The organism is Pedobacter endophyticus, assembly GCF_015679185.1.
GTDB classification, from domain to species: domain Bacteria; phylum Bacteroidota; class Bacteroidia; order Sphingobacteriales; family Sphingobacteriaceae; genus Pedobacter; species Pedobacter endophyticus.
Genome location: NZ_CP064939.1, coordinates 2,441,300 through 2,463,369, shown reverse-complemented (window position 1 = coordinate 2,463,369; position 22,070 = coordinate 2,441,300). Strand labels below are relative to the sequence as shown.

Genomic DNA, 22,070 nt, shown 5'->3' with positions numbered 1-22,070 from the left:
TCTTTGATTAATTAATGGCAGTTTATGCGCAAACAGATTGCTGCCAAGAATTTATGCAACCAAAAAAAACAAAAATATGATTTATTATTACTCACTGCAAGAGCATCCGAGATACCGGAAGCTTTTAAAATTCATTATGCTAATGAAATTGACCTGTATTATGGTTTTCATTACTTGCCTTAATGTCTCTGCATCGGTTTTTTCGCAAGAAAAGATATCCCTCGATGTAAAGAAGACCAAGTTGGGCAAGGTTTTACAGATTATTGAGCAGCAAAGCAGTTACCATTTTGTTTACAGCTCTTCTTATGTTCCGGTAAATAAGGATGTAAGCATCACCGTAACCAATACACTGGTTACCGATGTTTTGGCCACCATTCTTAATAGAACAAATTTGAAGTACTCTGTTTCTGACGGGGGCCTGATCGTAATTAGCAGAAATAAAGAGGTTCCCATTTCGGGCACGGTGAAAGATGCACAAGGGGTTGCACTTCCGGGCGCAAGTGTTAGGGTGAAGGGCACGGCCATTGGCACCTCGACCGATGTAAACGGAAAGTTCGCATTGAATGCACCAGACAATGCCATTTTAGTAATTTCGTATGCAGGTTTTCAAACGAAAGAGGTATCAATAGCATCGCAAACTTCGATCGATATTGTGCTTGCAGAAGATACCAAGCAATTAACCGATGTAGTAGTAACGGCATTAGGTATTAAAAAAGAACGTAGAGCCTTAGGCTACTCTGTTACACAAATCGGTGGCGAAACGCTAACGCAGGCACGCGAGAACAACATTACCAACTCCCTGGTTGGAAAAATAGCAGGTTTGGATGTTGCGAGTACTTCAGGCGGTGCCGGTGCGGCCACCAATGTTACCATTCGCGGGGTGTCTAGCTTAGGTCCGTCCAGCCAACCGCTATACGTGGTAAACGGTATTCCGATGGAGAGTTCGCCGGTTGGTTTTGGCAGTACAATCGGCATTGGCAACAACGGCGGCCAGTACGATAATGCGCCCGATTTAGGCGATGCCATCAGCAATATCAATCCCGATGATATAGAAAGTATTTCCGTTTTAAAAGGGGCGGCGGCTTCGGCACTTTATGGCAACAGGGCCAAGGCCGGGGTAATCTTAATCACAACCAAAAGCGGAAAAGGAAACAGCGTCGAATTTAGCAGCAATTACGTTGCAGAACAGGTGATGGACAGAACCAATTGGCAATACGTGTATGGGCAGGGTGTAAACGGCGAAAAGCCTGCAACGCAATTGGCCGCGGCATCAACCGGAAGCTCGAGCTGGGGCGCACCTTTGGATGGCTCGAATGTAGTTCAGTTTGATGGGGTGAGCAGGCGATATAGTGCCCAACGCGATAACATCGAAGATTTTTACCGAACCGGCGGAAGCTTTACCAATACCCTCGCTTTGAACAAATCGTTTACAGGTGGCGTTATTCGTTTATCGGCCAGCGACCTTACAAACCGCTCGGTGGTTCCAAATTCGGGGCTCAACAGACAGAATTTTACGCTCTCAAGTACATTCGATCCGGTAAAAAATTTAGTAATTGATGCACGTTTCAATTACATTTTGGAGCAAGCAAAAAACCGCCCAATGCTGTCAGATGGTGCAGGAAATGCCAACTATAACGCCGCATTTTTGCCAACCAGCGTAAATATCGAGACACTTAAACCGGGCAAAGCGCCGAATGGAAACGAGCTTTCTTACAATACCGGAAACCCGTATGCCACCAACCCCTGGTTTGCCGCTTACGATTTTATCCACAATACTAAAAGAGAAAGGTTGCTCAGTTCGGTAAACGCCCGTTATACTTTTGATGATGGTTTGTTTTTACAGGCAAGAGCCGGAAGAGATTCTTATAACGATAATTACGTTGCGGTAACGCCTTCGGGAACGGCTTACGATGCGGATGGCGGTTACACCGAACAGATTAGCAAATTTTCGGATATCAACGTAGATGGTTTGATCGGGAAGTCATTCAAAATTGACGATATCTCGATCACACCGAACATTGGTGCCAGTTATCGCCGTACGGAGAGCGAGGGCACTACAAACGGAGGCGCCTCGTTCCAGATTTTTGGTATTTATACTTTAGCCAATACGGGAGGGAAATCGGTTTCTGTTTATCAATCGAATGCAGAAACGCAATCGGTGTATGGAACTTTAGAACTTGCTTACAGAGATCTCTTGTATTTAACGGGTAGTATTCGCAGCGATTGGTTCTCTACCCTGGCAACGCCTGGTAAGGATAATAAACTGAATACGGTTTATCCATCAGTTAGCGGTTCATTTGTATTTTCGGAGCTTTGGAAACCATCGTTCTTAAGTTTTGGTAAGTTAAGGGCAGGTTATGCCATGGTAGGGGCCGCTTTTAATCCGTTCCAAACGCAATTATACTACAATTTACGCAGCGAATCCGTTAACGGAAGTCCGCTGGGCAATATCGTTAACTCATCTATTCCGAACGCTTCTTTAAGGGCATCAAGTGCCAGCGAGTTGGAAATTGGTACTGAGCTGCGGTTTTTCGGAGACAGGTTAAACGTAGATTTTACCTGGTACAACAAAAAATCGAAAGATGAGATTCTGGCTGTACCTGCTTCTACCACCACAGGTTACAACGGCGCTGTTTTAAATATTGGCAAGCTTAGGAACCAGGGTATAGAAGGGTTGGTATCGGGAGTTGTGCTTAAAAACGCCGACTTCAACTGGACTTCAACAGTGAACGGATCATATAACGACAACAAGGTTACCGCGCTTGCTCCTGGTACGGCATCGCAGTTGTTGGCTACATCGCGAAGTAATGTTGGCTTTTTGCAAAATTTAGAAGGGATGGCCATTGCTCAGGTTATGGCTTACGATTTCTTGTATGATGCAAACGGAAACATTTTAAAAGATACCAATGGTGCGCCTCAAAGGGGCGAGTTAAAACCTTATGGTTCGGCCTATAACAAATGGGCTGCGGGATGGACTAACGAGTTCACGTATAAAGGAGTTAATCTTTCATTTTTGATCGATGGTAAATGGGGAGGTAAAATCTTTTCGGCAACGGATTATTATGGATATGTTTTCGGTCTGCACCAAGCCACATTGGAAAATCGTGACGCCCTTGGCATTAATGCGGCAAACTATTACAGCACTTATGCAGGCAACGTTTCAAAACAGTTCGTTCAAGATGCAAGCTTCATTAAGTTCCGTCAGGTAATTTTAGGTTACAACTTCCCTGCAAAAATGTTCAACAACAAAATCAAGGGGCTAAACTTGAGTTTCGTTGGTCGTAACCTTTTCATCATCATGAAGAAAACAGATAATATCGATCCCGAATCGAGTTACAATGCAAGCTTTCCGGGTATGGAACTGGGCGGCGTACCGCCGGTGCGTACCTACGGTTTAAATTTAAGTGTTAAGTTATAATCCTTTAAAAAAATTGAAAATGAAAACGATTAACAAATTATACGTACCACTTTTATTATCCGGGTTAGCACTGATAGCAAGTTGTACAAAAGATTTTGAAGAAATAAATACCGATCCTGTTTCTGTAGGTCAGGAACAATACAACCCAAATTACCTTTTATCTACCGCTCAGTTAAATTACACCGGGAGTATAGATTTCGCCTACGAAACCTGGCGTGGTAATTTAATTTATGCAGCTACAATGATGCAGGGAATGTCGTCGGTAATTAGTTATTGGGCCGGAGATAAATATATGCTCAACGAGGGTTATACTGCTGCTTATTGGGAAAAAGCCTATCCAGATCAGGTAAAATATGTTGCCGATTTGGTAGAGTTTACAAAAGATAAGCCACAATATAACAACGTGCATCAAATGGGCAGAATCTGGAAAGCACTCATTTTTGAGCGTCTTACCGATTTATATGGCGATATACCTTATTTCGATGCCGGAAAAGGTTATTATACCGGTAATCTCTATCCAAAATACGATGCACAACAGGCCATTTATACCGATTTACTGAAAGAGGTAGATGAGGCCGGAAACGCACTCAGCACAGGCGGCGATGCCGTAATCGGCGATCTTGTTTATGCTGGCGACATTGCGAAATGGAAGCGTTTTGCCGCAAGCTTAATGTTACGCATGGCGATGCGCTTAACCAAAGCCGATGCTGCATTGGCGCAGACCTACATTAACAAAGCCGCAGGGAAAACCATGACGGATAATGCCGACAATGCCATGTTTAAGCACGATGCGAATGGCGGTAGGGTTACCCAAAACAGAAATGCACAGGTTTTGTTGGGCGATGGTGGACAGGAGAATTTTTACACCCGGTGGAGCAGTACCTTCATCAACTATTTAAAAACCAATAACGACCCACGCTTGAGTAAGGTTGCGGTAACCAAATTGTATTTAACAGACCAAACGAAAGGGCAAAACCCCGGTTTTGTTACCACTGCATCGGTACAAAAAGGCATGCCCAACGGGAAGGATTTGAGTGGTACAGCAGGTAGAGATGTTCGCCAGGATCCGTCTTACACCGATTTTACCGATTACTCTTCGCCAAATCCGGGCATGTTGAAACGCGATGGAAATACCTTCATTTTAACCTACGCCGAAACCGAATTGCTTTGGGCCGAGGCGGCGCAACGCTTTGGTATTGGCGGCTCTGCAGCTACCCATTACAACGCCGGGGTAACTGCGGCAATGACATTCCTTGCGCAATACGATGCAAGCATGGCGGTTGGTACAAACGATGCAGGAATCTATTTGGCAGCGCACCCTTATGTAGCAGCAAATGGCCTGGAGATGATTGCAACGCAATACTGGGCGCACACCATTACCATGCTCGATTTTTACGAAACCTGGTCTAATTGGCGCAGAACGGGCATTCCGGCACTGGTTCCAATTGTATATCCAAATACCAACACCGGCGGATCTATTCCACGCAGATTCCCGTATCCACTTGTAGAGGGCGTTTCGAACGCTGCAAACTATAAGGCAGCCTCGGCGGCGGTCCCCGGTGGCGATAAATTAGTTGGAAAAGTATGGTGGGATAAATAAAAAAGTATCATCTCATCCCTATATTTTATTAACCGGCATTGCAAGTAGCAGTGTCGGTTTTTTCATGCGTAACGTTTTCTCACGTGAATTTCGGTTACCGCGGCTGTAAGGATTTGGATGTGTTTTAAAAGAAGTTTGAGCGCAATGTTACTGCAGCTATTCGCGTTCATCCAGCTTTATGCTTCGAGCAGCGCTAAATCGGTTAAGTTTCTGTACACTTACAACCGATTCCTAATTAGTTTAGTGAGCTTTGGAAATTCGTTCTTGTTTTTTTAACTTACACAAATAAACTTTCGTAACAATGAAACTCGTTCTCAATCTAATCAGCATAATTGCGGCAATTATACTTATCACATTCGGCGTAAACAATATCAGTCAACCCTCCAATTTGAAGGTTTGGATTGGTGTTGGAGAAGTTGTTTTAGGTTTAATTGTGCTATATTTTCCGCTTAAAAAACTATTCAAATAAATTAACGCTAATGGAATATCAAGACGCTACGAAAAAAACACTGTATAAAAAATTAATCAGACTTATTGCCGGTATGGTAATACTGCTCATTGTAATTGCAGTTCAACCTTTTACTTACGAAAATATTGATGCCGGTAATGTGGGCATCAAAATAAACCTTTATGGCTCCGATCGTGGTGTAGATAACATTACTATTGTTACCGGCCGGGTGTGGTATAATACCTGGACAACCAAAATTGTTGAGTTTCCTACTTTTACACAATCGGTAGATTATGAGCCTTTTGTAGTAACCACCAAAGATGCCGCCGAGTTTAAGGTCGATCCTAAATTGAATTACCATGTAAATTCGACTATGGTTCCTCAAATTTACAGACAATACCGCAAGCCGCTGGCAGAAATCGAACAACAGTTTATGCGTAATACCATTTATGATGCCTACCGTATCGTGGCCAACTCTTTCAGTTCAGATTCGGTGATGAGTAACCGCGAGCGTTTTGAAGATCGCATTCAAATGATCTTAACCAAAAACCTGAGTAAAGACGGCTTTATTTACGATCAGCTAACATCTGCAATTACGCCTCCAGAAAGCTTACGACAAATGATTGACGAAAAAAATGCATCCATACAGGCAAGATTGAAAGCAGAAAATCAGGCCAAACAAGCAGATGCGGAAGCGAAGGTTAAAGTGGCTACAGCAACCGGCGAAGCACAGGCCTTACTGGTAAGGGCAAAAGCAGAATCGGAGGCCAATCGCTTAAGGCAACAATCGCTAACGCCATTATTGGTGCAGCAACAATGGATACAGAAATGGGATGGTAAATTGCCAACTACGCAAGCTGGTGGCAATGCAAGCTTCATGCTCCCGGTAAAGTAAATTAAAGTGTTGGCCACAAACTAAAAATAATTACTTATTTTTGTGGTTCAATTATGCAGCAAATAAAAACATCATTCGATTTTGAGAAACCCATTGCCGACCTGGTTCAGCAAATAGAAAAGGTTAAACAAGTTGCCGAAAAAACAAAGGTAGATATGTCTGCCACGTTAGACGAGCTTGATGGCAAATTAAATGAAACCACAAACACCTTATATAAAAACTTAACCGGTTGGAACAAGGTTCAAATGAGCCGCCATCCTGATCGCCCGCAAACACTCGATTATATTAGCATGATTTGCGACGATTTTATCGAGCTTCATGGCGATAGAACGGTTAAAGATGACAAGGCAATTATTGGGGGATTTGCTACCATAAATGGTCAAACGGTTATGATAATTGGGCACCAAAAAGGCAAAAATACAAAAGAGCGTCAGTTTCGTAATTTCGGTATGGCAAACCCCGAAGGCTACCGCAAGGCGCTACGTTTGATGCGCCTGGCCGAAAAATTTAATAAGCCCGTTATTTCGTTTATCGATACCATGGGTGCTTACCCAGGTTTAGAAGCCGAAGAACGCGGACAAGGCGAGGCCATTGCCAGAAACTTGCTCGAAATGTCGGTGCTGCGTGTACCAATTATCTGTATTGTTGTTGGCGAGGGTGCTTCGGGCGGTGCTTTGGGCATCGGAATCGGAGATAAAGTTTACATGTTAGAACATACCTGGTATTCGGTGATCTCTCCCGAATCTTGCTCATCAATTTTGTGGAGGAGCTGGGATTTTAAAGAAAAGGCGGCAGAGTGTTTGAAACTAACTTCCGACGATATGTTCGGCAACAAGCTAATTGATGGGATAATCCCTGAACCGCTTGGCGGAGCACACCAAGATCCAGAATTAATGGGCAGGACCTTAAAAGAGTATATTGTGAAAGATTTAGCTACCTTAGGGAAGATTAAAACTGATAAAATGATTGAACAGCGAATTGAAAAATTCGGTGAAATGGGTGTTGTGAACGAATAATCATTAACTAACTATATTATCCATCCCGTTCGGCTATGCTGAGCGGGATTTTTTGTGACCTGTTACGATACAATCGTAAGGTTATCTGTGCGCTCGTTAGAAACGAGCGCAAGCGTGTTTTTTTGTGATCTGTTACGATACAATCGTGAGGTTATCTGTGCGCTCGTTAGAAACGAGTTCAAGCGTGTTTTTTTTGTGATCGGTTACGATGAAATCGTAAAGTTATCCATGCGCTCGTTAGAAACGAGCGCAAGCGTGTAAGCGTGTTTGTTATGGGCTCACGCTCGTTTATAACGAGTGTGCAAATAGCTAATCGTATTTTACGACGAAAAAGGCATGTAAGGCTTATGCTCACGCTCGTTTATAACAAGTGTGCAAGTAGCTAATCGTATTTCACGATGAAAGGCATGTAAGGCTTATGCTCATGCTCGTTTATAACGAGTGTGTAAATAGCTAATCGTATTTTACGATGAAAAAGACATGTCGGGCTCAATACACCTATAGCTCACGCTCGTTTAAAACGAGTGTGTAAATAGCTAATCGTATTTTACGATGAAAAAGACATGTCAGGTTCAATATACGTCCAACAATTCTACCTCAATAACCCCGCCTAAACTTGAGTAGTTTGATGCAGAACTATAAATATAATGCTCAGCCTCTGATACAATACCTGTCCTAACCGGATTTTGATGGATATAGTTTAGTTTCTGATAAGTAAAATTGACCTCAATCAATTCAACGGCATGGTAGCCGTCTTGCCACACTTTATAGTTTTCTACTCGTTTAAGATACTTGGCTGCGAATTCAAACTTGTTCAGCAGCCATTTTTTACGACTCTCATTGCCTGCATTGATTTCATCAATAATGGCTCTGTTCGTGAATTTCTTAAAATCGCGGATAATTTCAAAGAGTTTGATCTCTCCACTTGTAGAAGCGATCAGGTGGATGTGATTTGTCATTAAACAATAGGCATAAAGTACCAGGCCCTTATGTTGCTGACAATGCTTTAATGAATTTATGACGATTTCTTTGTAAGTCATCCTGGTAAATATATCCACCCAATCTACGATGGTGAATGTTAGGAAATAGATTCCTTCTGGATTATAGGCTTTGTATTGATCAGACATACTATAAAGCTAAACTTTTTTATACAACTTTAGGTTGTGGTTCCAATTTTTCGTAGAATGTTACGATAAAATCGTGAAGCTATGTATGCGCTCGTTAAAAACGAGCGCAGGCTTTTTATGCTGGCTTTTTAGTATAGGGCTCACGCTCGTTTCTAACGAGTGTGTAAATAGCTAATCGTATTTTACGATGAAACCACATCCAATGCTTTTTTGCGTGGCTATTTTTCCACTTCGGCAGACCATCAGGTAACAAAACATAGTTTGTGGCCAACCCAAGCAGCATAAAAAAAGCAGCTACAAATTAATGTAGCTGCTTTGCTATTCACTTAGAAACTGTTATTGCGGACTTTCTTGCGGAAAGAACATCGATAAGCGACTTTCTAAGCCAGTAAAAATCTTTTGCAGATTATTGCTCACTTTGTCTTGTCCCGCGGCTTTACTGGTATTGATCATTCTATTTAAATAATACAAACCTGTCTGAATGCTCTGCGATCCTGTTAAACCTTTAGCCTGCGATAAATCGGCTAGGTAAGTCAGCTCTTTATTAATGTAATCTCCCGATTGCGTTAATATTTCATTCGCTCTTGCATTTTCGCCGAGCTTATAAAGATTTTCTGCCATGTAATATTTAACAACAACGGTACGAATGCCGAAGAACCTTTGAGGCATCACATCATAATATTTATCTACAACTTTTTTAGCCTCAGCAATTTTACCTTCTTTAATTAAGCTTCCTGTTAGGTTACTCAAAATATTGGTGAAGATAAAAGTATCATCAGATGATTGTGGATCTAAATAGGTTGCCGTTTTCATGTTGCCCCATTTAAATTTGTTCATTACGTTGTTGTATAGGACTGGCGTATTCAACTGTTCTGTTTTTTCTTCACCCGATGCAGTATCTGCTTTCAGTGGCATTAAGCGTAAAGCCAATCCTTCGCTATACAAGTATTTATCTAAACCATTAAATTGCTCAGAAGGCACTGTAGATGCAAAGTAAATTGGACGTTTCCAGTTGTTGTGAGCCAAAATATCGAACATGGCCAACGTTCCTTTGGTAACATATCCCTTGTTAAAAGTCCAATCCATTACCGGAGTGATTTTCGCGGCATCGGCAGCAGGAACCGTTCCTGTGCTAATTACCTGTTGAGGATCTATGGTAATCTTCAGGTTTTTAGTTGGTAAAAAGTTCGATTTTGTACCGTCCTGCATGGCAACCTTGTCCTCATCGTTTGGCGATAACAATAAGTCTACAATATTTTTAAGTTCGATAGCGCCGGCAATTTTATAATCATCATAAGGCATTACATCGCGTTCACCTTGTACATATTGCGATGGCTTCATGGTAATTGGCAACGGTGCCGACTCGTTTTGTTTCTGCCTCAAACCGTTGATGTACCAATCAGTGTCGAACAAACTGAGGTTAACAATACGCACATCAGGACGAACATTTTCTACTTCCTGAATATACCAAAGCGGATAAGTATCGTTATCGCCATAGGTAAACAGAATGGCATTCGGTGCACAGGATTGCAGATAATCGTAAGCAATATCATGCGGAACCATTTTGGTCGAGCGATCGTGATCATCCCAACCTTGCTCGGCCATAATTACGGGGGCAGCTAACAAACCGATCACCGTTGCGCCGATTGCCCCCATGGTAGGGGTAAGTTTTTTGAACACCCATTCTTTTAGGCCCAGCACGCCGAGCCCTATCCAAATGGCAAACGCATAAAACGATCCCACATACGCGTAATCACGCTCGCGAGGCTCTAAAGGCTTTTGGTTTAGGTATAAAACAATGGCAATGCCCGTAAAGAAGAAAAGCAAGGCTACAACACCAGCATCTTTTTGATTGCGTTGGAAGTGCCAAAGTGCACCAATAATTCCGATAATTAATGGCAAGAAGAAGAATCGGTTATAGGCATTGTTATCAACCGTTGATGGCGGCAAATTATCTTGCGGACCACGCAACATCGCATCTATTGGCTTCACGCCGCTAATCCAGGTGCCCTCATGTCCGCTTCCCTGACCTTGTTCGTCATTTTGGCGGCCAACAAAGTTCCACATAAAATAACGCATGTACATGTAGCCAATTTGGTAGCTGAACAAAAAGCCCACATTATCTACGAGATTTGGATTTTTAGAATCGTCCAGGCGCATCCACTCTTTGTAAAAAGCAGCATGGTCGTCGCTGTACATTCGTGGCAACAATGTATTATTGTTGTATTCGTAATCGGTTTTTTTACCTGCAACCTCATATTTCTCAGCGCCTTTTCTCCAAAGTGTTTTACCTTCGCTTAAGCCTGTTCTTTCTGAATTATAATTCGGGCCGAACAACAAGGGCCTGTCGCCATATTGCTCACGGTTAAGGTAGCTTAAAAAAGAGAAAGCATCTTTTGGGGCACTATTGTTTAGGTTGGGATCGGCTTTTGCTCTAATAACGATCATCGAGAAGGAGGCATAGCCAAAAATGATGAGCACAGTAGAGATCAAGCCCAGATTTAACAGTTTCTTTTGGTGTTTAATTGAGTATCTGATACCCCAAACCAAGGCTCCAATTAGCAAGATGGCGAAAAATATAATTCCCGTACCGAAACCCATGCCCAGTGTATTTACAAAGAATAAATCGAAGTAAGCACCAAATGAAACCAGGTATTGAATAATTCCATATTGAATTACGGCCAGGATTAAGATCCCAACAATTAATGTTTTTATAATGCCTGTTCCAGTTGCTTTGCCCGTCTTTCTGAAGTAATAAACGAATGCAATTGCAGGAATAGTTAATAAGTTTAACAAGTGAATACCGATTGATAGCCCCATAATGTAGGCGATAAACAACAACCAGCGATCGGCACGTGGCTCATCGGCATGTGCTTCCCATTTTAAGATGGCCCAAAATACAATTGCGGTAAACAACGATGATTGTGCGTAAACCTCCGATTCTACAGCAGAGAACCAAAAACTATCTGAAAACGTATAGGCCAAGGCACCAACTGCGCCCGCCCCCATAATGCTGATTAGGTTGCTTGTTGAAATTTCTTCGCCAGCTTTAATAATGGTTTTTTTAGCCAATGCCGTAATCGTCCAAAATAAGAACAAGATCGTTGCACCGCTACAAACAGCAGAGCCAACGTTCATCCAATAAGCAATTTTGGTTAAATCGCCAGCAGCGAAGATTGAAAAGAAGCGTTGAATCATTAAGAATAATGGCGCACCGGGCTGGTGAACCACCTGCATTCTAAACGCCGATGCAATAAACTCACCACAATCCCAGAAACTGGCAGATGGTTCAAGCGTTAAAATGTAAGTTGTTGTGGCAATTAAAAAACAGACCCAGCCTATTATATTATTGACTTTTGAATAATTCATTGGTTTGTATAATGATATTAAAAAATAACGTTCACATAAAAATGCTGCCGAAATTAACTATTCTCGTCGATAAAACAGGTAAATTTTTGGATTGATTTAACAAAATTTAACGGCTTTAGCTTCTAATGTGTATGGTAAGTCGGGTGTAACCTTGAGCGGAGTCGGGTGTCACCTTGAGCGGAGTCGGGTGTCGCCTTGAGCGGAGTTGGGTGTCGCCTTGAGCGGAGTCGGGTGTCACCTTGAGCGGAGTCGGGTGTCGCCTTGAGCGGAGTAGGGTGTCACCTTGTGCAAAGTCGGGTGTCACCTTGAGCGAAGTCGAAAGGTAAGTGCTCGGGGCTTCGACTCCGCTCAGCCTGACAAAGCGGCTGCGAAATGTTGCCACTGCGTTCAGCATCACAGCAACCTCCCAATAAACTAATGAACCAATGAACCAATGAACAATCAACTACTCGCCAATGGTGTCAATCGATCGATAAAAGTGTTGTATTGCTGTTCTAATTTTTTACTCATCTCTGTCTGATCGAAATCTTTGGTCAATTTTGCCATCTGCCCGAGAAACGTCAAGTAAAAGCGAATGTTCTGTTCAGATACTAGCTGCTTTTCACTTTCCGAAACTTCGGTTAAATAGTTCAGTTCCTTGTTAACGTAGGCTGCGGTTTTATTAATCATTGCGTTTGCCCTGTTTAGATCGTTTAAGCGGTACAGATTTTCGGTAAAGTAAAAAGTGGTCATTACCTGGCGCATGGTGTAAAATTTGTTGGGGATTACATCGAAATACTTTTGTGTCACTTGTTTAGCTTCCTCAATTTTTCCTTCCCTAATCAGGCCGGTTAACAACCCGTTGAACAGATTCGAAAAATAAGTCACATCATCGGCCGATTGCCTGTCCAGATGGTTGGCGTATTTGATGTTTCCGTAACCGTAAACATTAACCAGGTTGTTGTACATTGGTTTCACGTTAACACGATCGTAATCTTCAGTAATACTCATATCAGGTTTCAGCGGCAGCAATCTTCTGTTCAGCCCTTCGGTGTATAAATATTTGTTTAAGCCTACATACTGCGCATCAGGCATGGCACCGGTAAAATAAATCGGCCTTTTCCAGTCGTTATGAGTTAAAATATCGAACAAGGCCAACGTTCCTTTGGTAACATAATCACTGTTGTATGTCCATTCCATCGTGTCTGCAATTTTACCGGCATCTTCTTTTGGTACCGTGCCAGTATCCAAAACCTGTTTCGGATTTACGGTAATCTTTAAGTTTTTGGTAGGAAGCACATTGTACTTTGAACCGTCCGTCATTGCTACTTTATCAGCATCGTTATCAGAAAGAAGCACGTCCATAATCTCCTTTAGCTCGATATATTGAGCGATTTTATAATCCTGATAATACATGATATCCCGTACCCCCTCTACATATTGTTCGGGTTTCATAGAGATGGGTAGGGGAGCCGATTCGTTTTGTTTTTTCTTCATCCCATCAATGTACCAATCGGCGGTGAACAAGCTTAGGTTTACAACCCTAACATCCGGACGGATATTTTCTACCTCTTGTGCATACCAAACCGGATAAGTATCGTTATCGCCATAGGTGAAAAGAATGGCATTTGGCGCACACGATTTTAAATAGTTTACCGACATATCGTGCGCTACATAACTATCAGAGCGGTCATGATCGTCCCATCCCTGACTCACCATAAGCACCGGAGCGGCAATTAAAGCCGCCATCGAAGCGAAAATTCCAGCTTTTGCCGGCGTTAATTTTTTAAAAACCCACTCCTTTAGGCCAAAAACACCAAGCCCGATCCAGATGGCAAAAGCATAAAACGAACCTACATCAGCATAATCTCTTTCTCGCGGCTCTATCGGCACCGAGTTGAGGTAAACCACTATTGCAACGCCTGTAAAAACGAACAGCAAACCAATAACGCCCGCATCTTTTTGGTTGCGTTTAAAATGCCATACCGCACCAATCAGACCGATAATTAAGGGCAAAAAGAAAAAACGGTTATAAGCTTTATTTTCGGTAATCGATGGCGGAAGGTTATGCTGACTACCGAGTCGCAAGGCATCAATTGGTTTAATGCCACTAAGCCATTCCCCATCGCGGCCACCAAGTTGGCCATCTTCATTATCCCGTCGGCCAACAAAGTTCCACATAAAATAACGCATGTACATCTGCCCCGCCTGAAATGAGAACAGGTATTTAAGGTTATCTACTAAGGTAGGTTTATGCTGATCGTCGAAACCCATATAGTTTTTATAAAAGCGAACATGCTCTGCCTTGTCGCTGTACATTCTCGGAGCAAGAGTTTTGTCGCCGAAAACGTATTCAGATCTGGTCCCCGCCGATTCGTATTTGTCTTTTCCTTTACGATAAATTCGGCCGGTGACTTTAATATCAATTTTTTCCGAATTGTAGTTTTGACCATATACCAAAGGCCTGTCGCCATACTGGTCTCTACCAACATATCTTAAAAATGAATAAACATTATCTACATTGTAATTATTGAGGTTTGGTTTAGCCTCAGCCCTGATAATGAGCAGGGCAAAAGAACTGTATCCAAAAATAATGAGCGAAACCGATAGCAGGATCAGGTTCAACGCCCGCTTGTTGTTCAGTATAGAATAACGGATGCCGTATACTAACCCGCCGACAATTAAGATGGCGTAAACTAAAATTCCCGATCCAAAAGAAAGGCCAAGGTTGTTTACGAAGAAATAATCGAAGCTTGCCGCAAACGCGATGAGGTATTGTATAATGCCAAACTGAACGATAGCCAGTGCCAAAATCGATAAAAGAAAAACCTTAACAATGTCTTTCCAATTTGGGTTGTTCGTTTTCTTGAAAAAGTAAACAAAAATTATTGCCGGTATAACCAACAGGTTTAGTAAGTGTACGCCGATTGATAAGCCTAGCAAATAGGCGATAAAAAGCAACCACCTATCGGCCCGGGGCTCCTTTGCCTGCGATTCCCATTTTAAGGCCGCCCAAAATAATACTGCGCTAAAGAGCGATGACAGGGCGTAAACCTCGGCCTCGACAGCCGAAAACCAAAAGCTATCAGAAAAAGCATACGCCAAAGCGCCAACTAAGCCAGCGCCAATGATGCCGATGGTTTTTGAACGGTTTATTGCTTCGCCGGGCTTTACAATGGTTTTCTTTGCCAATGCGGTAATCGTCCAGAACAGAAACAAAATAGTCCCTGCACTTGCCAGCGCCGACGACAAGTTGATGAAATAGGCCACCATAGTCTTATTTCCGAATGCGAAAGTCGAAAACAGCCTTTGCACCATCGAAACAATTGGTGCGCCAGGTTGATGCACCACCTGGAGGCGAAATGCAGAGGCGATAAACTCACCGCAATCCCAAAAACTAACAGATTGATCTAAAGTTAAAACATAGGTGGTTATTGCAATGGAAAAGCATATCCAGCCAACAAGGGTATTGATTTTTGAATAAGTCATAGCTTATGTTAATGGTTAGGTTTAGCTAAAAAGTCGGATTTTGAAATGCAATGTTGCACCGTGCGAATAATTTTTTTTGACTTTCAATTAGTTAGCAATAATTTTTTATTTTTTTTAAATACCCTCTTGCATAATTAAAATATGCTTCCTACATTTGCATTCCCTTTCGGGGAAATATCCTCGATACGTTTTTGTCCGATAGTATAAGGGTAGTACAACGGTTTTTGGTACCGTTTGTCTTGGTTCGAATCCAGGTCGGACAACTAAATTTCAGTTCGGATTGTATCTCACCAGATACGATCCGATTTTTTTTAACCGTAAACTACACGGATTATGCCATTGCAGTTTAACCCGGTAAAGTTATTCTCCGGAACTGGTTCAAGAGGATTATCACTTAAGATTGCTGAACACTACGGCAAACCGCTTGGTAGCGTAACCATTCACAAATTCAGTGATGGCGAATTTCAACCTTCTTTTGACGAATCGATTCGTGGTAGTGACGTTTTTTTAATCCAATCTACTTATCAGCCCAGCGATAACTTAATGGAACTGCTTTTAATGATTGATGCCGCTAAAAGGGCCTCAGCACATTATATTACGGCAGTAGTTCCATATTATGGTTTGGCTCGCCAGGATAGAAAGGATAAACCGCGTGTGGCAATTGGCGCCAAATTGGTGGCAAATTTATTGAAGTCTGCAGGTATTCACCGCATTATGACAATGGATTTGCATGCAGCGCAGATACAAGGTTTTTTTGATATTCCGGTTGATCACTTAGACGGATCGGTTATTTTTGTGCCTTATATCAAAAGCTTAAATTTAAAGAATTTAACCATTGCATCGCCAGATATGGGCGGTTCGTACAGAGCCCGTACCTTTGCCAAGTTTTTTAATGCGGAGGTAATTATTTGCGATAAGCGCCGTAAACGTGCCAACGAAATCGAATCAATGTCGATTATCGGTGACGTAACCGGACAAGATGTGGTTTTAATTGACGATATTTGCGATACTGCCGGAACCTTATCAAAAGCTGCGGCTTTAATTATGGAGAATGGTGCCGCAAGCGTTAGGGCTGTATGTACACACGCCGTATTATCGGGTAAAGCTGTAGAAACAGTAGAAAATTCGGTTTTGACTGAGTTGATCGTTACAGATACCATCCCGCTAAAACAAGAAAGTGATAAAATACGGGTGCTAAGTACCGCTGCACTGTTTGCAAGGGCAATTGCCAATGTAAATGAGCATGGATCAATTAGCGACCTGTTTAGAGTGTAATTAGGTTGAAGGTAGAGGGTTTAAGGCGGAAGGTCTTGATACCTGATACTGCTAATAATAATAAACAATAAATATAAATAAAATGAAAACAATCGCTATTAGCGGTTCTCCAAGAGAGAACGTAGGGAAACGCGATGCCAAGGAACTTCGTTACGAAGGTAAGGTTCCGGCGGTATTGTACGGTGGAAATGAGCAAAAACACTTAGCTGTGTTGATCGCTGATTTAAGAGATGTTATTTATACTCCGGAAGTAAATTTTGTGGAAATTGATGTGAACGGTGCTAAAACAAAAGCAATCGTAAAAGACACACAATTCCACCCACTTACCGACGTATTAATGCACATCGATTTTCTTCAGTTATTCGACGAAAAAGAAATCGTGATGGAAATTCCGGTTAAGTTAACAGGAACTTCTCCAGGTGTTAAAATGGGGGGTAAATTAATCCAAAAGTTACGTAAACTTCGCGTTAAAGCGTTGCCAGCTAACATGCCACAAAACGTTGAGGTAAGCTTAGAGCAATTAGAAGTGGGTAGCTTATTCCGTGTTCGCGATCTTAAAGGTCAGAACTACGTAATTACCAACACTCCAGAAGATACTATCGTATCAGTTGCAATGTCTAGAGCATTAAAACAAGCAGAAACTGAAGCTGCAAAAGGTAAAAAATAATCAGGATTTCCAAGATTATCAGGATTTCCTTGATTTGAAAAAAGCGGTGCAAATGTTGCATCGCTTTTTTTGTGAACCATATTTTACGTTTTCGCATTTAAGTTTTAGTCTTTAGTCTCGAGACTTCCGACTCTAGACTCGGGACTCCGAGCTCCCAACTCTCAACTCAAAACTCCCAACTCCCAACTTTTTCCTACCTTTGCGCCATGAAATATCTTATAGTTGGTTTAGGCAATATTGGGCCCGATTATGCGCATACAAGGCACAACATAGGTTTTGATATTGCAGATGAATTGGTGAAAGGCTTAAGTGGAAGCTTTGAGAATATTCGTTTGGCTTACTATGCGGAAGTGAGTTTTAAAGGGAAGAAACTTCATGTGATTAAGCCGACCACTTTTATGAATCTCAGTGGTAAGGCCGTAAACTATTGGATGAAAGAACTTAAGATTGCTCCCGAAAATGTGCTCGTTATTGTTGATGATTTGGCACTGCCTTTAGGGAAACTCCGCCTAAAGCTGCAAGGGTCGAGTGCCGGGCATAATGGACTGAAAAGTATTGAAGAGGTTTGCGGCGGTCAAAACTACGCCCGATTACGTTTCGGCATTGGAAGTGACTACCCAAAAGGTCGTCAGGTAGATTTTGTGCTTGGCCAGTTCGATAAAAATGAACAGCTGGAAATTCCGGCCCTCATTGATAAGAGTGTCGAACTGATCAAAAGCTTCGTAACTGTTGGCCCCGCGCACACGATGACTGCTTTTAACAAATAAGTTGCGTTATGCCTATTTATTTCGAACTTAAAAAATGGTTTTGGCGGTAGGGTGAACCAATATCTTCAGAACAATTATTGGAGAAAGATTGCTTCGGCTCGCTCGCATCCAGCCTCGCAATGACGGCCGCTTGAATTGATCGAGTTCAGATTGATAGTTCATTCTAATTATTCATCGAATAATAAGCAAAGCTAAAGGCATTTCTCTAAGCTTCCTGCTCTGTAAAGCTGAAATTACAAAACCAAATGATTCAATTTTATATCTTTAGCCACATGAAATCTCTTTTGTACTTTTTCTTTCCTGTTTTGCTATTTTCTTCATGTAGTGAAAAGGAAGAGGCAGACAGTATTGTTTACAACGCAAAAGTTTATACAGTTAATACCAACTTTGATACCGTTGAAGCTTTTGCCGTAAAAAACGGGAAGATTTTGGCGCTCGGTACCACCCACGATATCAGAGCGCAGTACAAAGCCAAAGAAGAAATTGATGCCGCTGGCAAAGCGGTATATCCGGGGTTTATTGATGCGCACGCCCATTTTTATGGCTACGGACAAAGCTTGCAAACTGCCGACCTTCGCGATACAAAATCGTGGGATGAAATTTTACAGCGGCTAAGTGATTTCGCTAAAACCCATCCCGACGGTTGGCTAATCGGTAACGGCTGGGATCAAAACGACTGGCAAGACAAATCTTTTCCTACAAATGAAACCTTAACACAGCTCTTTCCAAATCGCCCGGTATTTTTAAACCGTATCGACGGACATGCAGCCATTGCCAACCAAAAAGCTTTGGATGATGCAGGTATTAAAGGCGAAGTAAAGTTGGTTGGTGGCGATATGCTTGTTAAAAACGGAAAATTAACGGGCGTGTTAATTGATAATGCAGTGGCCTTGGTAGAAAGCAAAATCCCATCGCCAGATGCTAAATTAGCCGAGAAAATTTTTACCGATGCGCAAAAAAATTGCTTTGCTGCTGGTTTAACCACTATTGATGATTGCGGACTGAGTTATTTAGCCGTAGAGTTTATCGAAAAGCTGCAGAAAGAGAACAAGCTTAAAATGCGTTTGTATGTGATGCTTTCTGATGATGAAGCCAATTATAAATATCTGTTTAACCGTGGACCGATAAAAACCGAACGCTTAAATGTACGGGCCTTTAAGGTTTATGCCGATGGGGCATTAGGCTCTCGCGGGGCTTGCCTGTTACATCCATACAGCGATATGCCAGGCAAAAAAGGCTTTTTATTGAGCAATCCCAAACATTTTGAAGAAGTGGCCAAAAAAATAGCTGCCAATAACTTCCAAATGTGTACGCATGCCATTGGCGACTCAGCTAATCGGACGATTCTAAAAATTTATAACAACGTTTTAAAAGGTAAGAACGATAAACGCTGGCGGATAGAGCACGCACAGGTTATTAACAAAGCCGATTTCGATTTATTCGGAAAAACAAGCATTGTGCCTTCGGTACAGCCCACACACGCTACATCAGACATGTATTGGGCTGGCGAGCGCTTAGGGAAAGAACGCTTGAAAGGTGCTTATGCTTATAAACAATTATTGAAACAAAATGGCTGGATCCCTTTAGGAACAGACTTCCCTGTCGAAAACATAAATCCCTTATTAACGTTTTATGCAGCAACGGTTAGAGAAGATTCGAAAGGATTTCCAAAAGGAGGTTTTCAGGTAGAGAACGCTTTAACGCCCGAAGAAGCCTTACGTGGCATGACCATTTGGGCAGCTAAAGCCAATTTTGAGGAAAACGAAAAAGGCAGTCTGGAAAAAGGCAAACTGGCCGACTTTGTTATACTCGACAAAGACATTTTAAAATCAACATCACAAACAATATTGAAAACTAAGGTTTTGAAAACCTACTTGAACGGAGAAAAAGTATATGAAGCGAAATAGATTATTTATTCTGGCTACGGCGAGTTTCTTTAATGTTTTATGTTTAGGAGCATGCGCACAAGAGCATTCCTCGAACGAAAAAAAACTTTCAGTAGCAAATTCGATAAGCAGAAGCACGGTAGTTTTAAACAATCAGGATTCTATAATTCCCTTAAAATCGCTCGATAAAAAGAACATTGCCTCGGTAAGTTTGAGCTTTGCCTACAGTGCCGTGTTTGATAGCCTTGCGAACAAATACGATAAGATTACTTCCTTCTCTGCCGATTCTTATAAGGACAGCGTTAACCTGTACGATTTGGAAGATGACCTCAAATATTTCAATACGGTGCTCATCTGCGTCGACGATCAAAACAGCAACAACGCAAAGTTTATCAACTTTATCAACAGCATAAGCAAAACGAAGAACGTTATTCTTTCGGTTTTTGGCAATGGAACAGCCTTAAAATCTTTTGATGCAATTCAAACTCCAGTTGTATGGACGGCGCAAAACAATGCAGATGCTGCGGCCATCGTTCCGCAATATATCTTCGGAGGAATTTCGGCGGAAAATAAATTAACGAAGGCCTATTCAGCACGCTACACCATTGGATCGGGCTTTAAAACTGCCAAAACAAGGTTGAAATATACCGTTCCGGAAGATGCCGGCGTGAATTCAAACAGCTTGAAGGAAATCGATGCCATTGCATCGGAGGCCATCAATCAAAAAGCTACGCCCGGCTTGGTTGTACTTGTTGCCAAAGATGGAAAGGTAATTTTTAACAAAGCCTACGGAACGCACACTTATGATTCGAATATGCCTGATAAGGTAACAGACATTTTCGATTTAGCCTCAGTTACGAAAGTTACCGCTACTACACCTTCGGTAATGCGGTTATTTGAAGAGGGCAAGTTAAAACTAGATACCAACATTGGCGCCTACATTCCAAAGGCACGAACTACGCCAATGAATAACATTCAGGTTCGCGAAGTTATGCTTCACCAGGCTGGTTTTATCCCTTACATTCCCTTTCATAATTACATAAAAGCTGGCGATTACAGCCGCGATTCATCCGCCGCGTTTCCCACAAAGGTGGCCGATAATTATTACATCAGGAAAGGCTTTTTTAAAGATTTTATGTGGCCAAAAATGTTAAACTCTCCTATAAAAACCCGGGGGAAATACGTTTATAGCGACATTAGCATGTACGTAATGAAAGATATTGTTGAGCACATCAGCGAAGAACCGTTAAATGATTATGCTTATCAGAACTTTTATAAACCACTGGGCATGCAAACTGCCGGTTTCTTGCCAAGAAACCGTTTCAAGGCCGATCAAATCATTCCGACAGAGATGGATACTTATTTCAGGAAGACATTGTTGGTAGGCTACGTTCACGATCAGGGTGCAGGGTTGGCTGGTGGTGTTTCTGGCCATGCAGGTTTGTTTGCCAGTGCCAACGACTTAGCTATTATTTATCAAATGTTGTTAAACCGGGGCAGTTACGGCGGCGAGGAGTACTTTAAAGCGCAAACAGTTGATATGTTTACCTCGAAACAATCTAATGTAAGTCGTCGCGGCTTAGGCTTCGATCGCTGGGATCCTGATACGGCGAAACATTACCCTTCGGTGTATGCTTCGCCACAAACTTATGGACATACTGGCTACACGGGCACTTGCGTTTGGGTCGATCCATCGCGTGGTTTGGTGTATGTGTTTTTATCAAACAGAGTGAACCCGACCGTAAGCGATAAACTATCAGACCTGAGAATAAGGGGCCGAATTCAAGACGTGGTGAATAAAGCGATTGATGAGGCGAAGTAAGGGCAGGCGATATGATTGCTAACCGTAAAATCCCGTCATCCGATAGCTATCAGATTCGAGCGTAGTCGAGAAATTTTAGTAAAGGGCACCGCCGCAGGCAAAGATCTCTCCGTTCCACTGCGCTTCAGTCGAGATGACGATGGGCACTGACCCAAAGCTGGCAGTACTTCGGCAACGGATTTCTTTCTGAGCTGAAATCCCGTCATCCGATTCGAGCGTAGTCGAGAAATTTTAGTAGAGGGCACCGCCGCAGGCAAAGACCGCTCCGCTGCAGTGGAGTTGACGATTGTCTATCAGCACAAAGCGTAAAGC

The 22,070-nt window shown here is 42.2% G+C and carries 13 protein-coding genes; 10 read left to right on the top strand and 3 right to left on the bottom strand.

The genetic code is table 11. The features are described from left to right. Positions 1-142 precede the first annotated feature (142 nt). The 5 genes from IZT61_RS09865 (at position 143) to IZT61_RS09845 (ending at position 7,377) form a co-directional block, all read left to right on the top strand. Positions 143-3,418, top strand: coding sequence for a SusC/RagA family TonB-linked outer membrane protein (locus IZT61_RS09865; protein ID WP_230383927.1), 3,276 nt, complete (start codon positions 143-145; stop codon positions 3,416-3,418). A gap of 19 nt (positions 3,419-3,437) precedes the next feature. Further along, positions 3,438-5,018 (top strand): SusD/RagB family nutrient-binding outer membrane lipoprotein, encoded by a 1,581-nt coding sequence (locus tag IZT61_RS09860; RefSeq protein ID WP_230383926.1) that lies wholly within the window; start codon positions 3,438-3,440, stop codon positions 5,016-5,018. A gap of 301 nt (positions 5,019-5,319) precedes the next feature. Next, complete coding sequence (locus IZT61_RS09855; RefSeq protein ID WP_196100968.1) at positions 5,320-5,487, top strand: hypothetical protein; 168 nt, start codon at positions 5,320-5,322, stop codon at positions 5,485-5,487. Positions 5,488-5,497: 10 nt separating this feature from the next. After that, the gene (locus tag IZT61_RS09850) at positions 5,498-6,361 is read left to right on the top strand and encodes an SPFH domain-containing protein (RefSeq protein WP_196100967.1); all 864 of its coding nucleotides are present in this window, start codon (positions 5,498-5,500) and stop codon (positions 6,359-6,361) included. 53 nt (positions 6,362-6,414) lie between these two features. Then, the gene (locus tag IZT61_RS09845) at positions 6,415-7,377 is read left to right on the top strand and encodes an acetyl-CoA carboxylase carboxyltransferase subunit alpha (RefSeq protein WP_196100966.1); all 963 of its coding nucleotides are present in this window, start codon (positions 6,415-6,417) and stop codon (positions 7,375-7,377) included. 572 nt (positions 7,378-7,949) lie between these two features. Here IZT61_RS09845 and IZT61_RS09840 read toward each other — a convergent pair. From IZT61_RS09840 to IZT61_RS09830, 3 genes are all read right to left on the bottom strand, one after another. After that, a complete protein-coding gene (locus tag IZT61_RS09840; RefSeq protein WP_196100965.1) occupies positions 7,950-8,504 on the bottom strand; it encodes an REP-associated tyrosine transposase in 555 nt (184 codons plus the stop codon). Between the two features lie 336 nt (positions 8,505-8,840). Further along, positions 8,841-11,873: a glycosyltransferase family 117 protein gene (locus IZT61_RS09835; RefSeq protein ID WP_196100964.1), complete on the bottom strand. Its 3,033-nt coding sequence runs from the start codon at positions 11,871-11,873 to the stop codon at positions 8,841-8,843. A 441-nt stretch (positions 11,874-12,314) separates the two neighbouring features. Beyond that, a complete protein-coding gene (locus IZT61_RS09830) occupies positions 12,315-15,341 on the bottom strand; it encodes a protein O-mannosyl-transferase family (RefSeq protein ID WP_196100963.1) in 3,027 nt (1,008 codons plus the stop codon). A 333-nt stretch (positions 15,342-15,674) separates the two neighbouring features. Between IZT61_RS09830 and IZT61_RS09825 the strand changes: the two genes are divergently transcribed. The 5 genes from IZT61_RS09825 to IZT61_RS09805 all read left to right on the top strand — a co-directional run bounded on the left by IZT61_RS09825 (position 15,675) and on the right by IZT61_RS09805 (position 21,758). Beyond that, on the top strand, positions 15,675-16,616 hold the full coding sequence (locus IZT61_RS09825) for a ribose-phosphate pyrophosphokinase (RefSeq protein ID WP_196100962.1): 942 nt from the start codon (positions 15,675-15,677) through the stop codon (positions 16,614-16,616). A gap of 82 nt (positions 16,617-16,698) precedes the next feature. After that, positions 16,699-17,283 (top strand): 50S ribosomal protein L25/general stress protein Ctc, encoded by a 585-nt coding sequence (locus IZT61_RS09820; RefSeq protein ID WP_196100961.1) that lies wholly within the window; start codon positions 16,699-16,701, stop codon positions 17,281-17,283. Between the two features lie 206 nt (positions 17,284-17,489). Further along, positions 17,490-18,050, top strand: coding sequence for an aminoacyl-tRNA hydrolase (pth, locus tag IZT61_RS09815; RefSeq protein WP_196100960.1), 561 nt, complete (start codon positions 17,490-17,492; stop codon positions 18,048-18,050). 245 nt (positions 18,051-18,295) lie between these two features. Beyond that, positions 18,296-19,957: an amidohydrolase gene (locus IZT61_RS09810; RefSeq protein WP_230383925.1), complete on the top strand. Its 1,662-nt coding sequence runs from the start codon at positions 18,296-18,298 to the stop codon at positions 19,955-19,957. Next, the gene (locus tag IZT61_RS09805) at positions 19,944-21,758 is read left to right on the top strand and encodes a serine hydrolase domain-containing protein (protein WP_196100959.1); all 1,815 of its coding nucleotides are present in this window, start codon (positions 19,944-19,946) and stop codon (positions 21,756-21,758) included. Before IZT61_RS09810 ends, IZT61_RS09805 begins: the two co-directional genes overlap by 14 nt. The last annotated feature ends 312 nt before the right edge of the window (positions 21,759-22,070 follow it).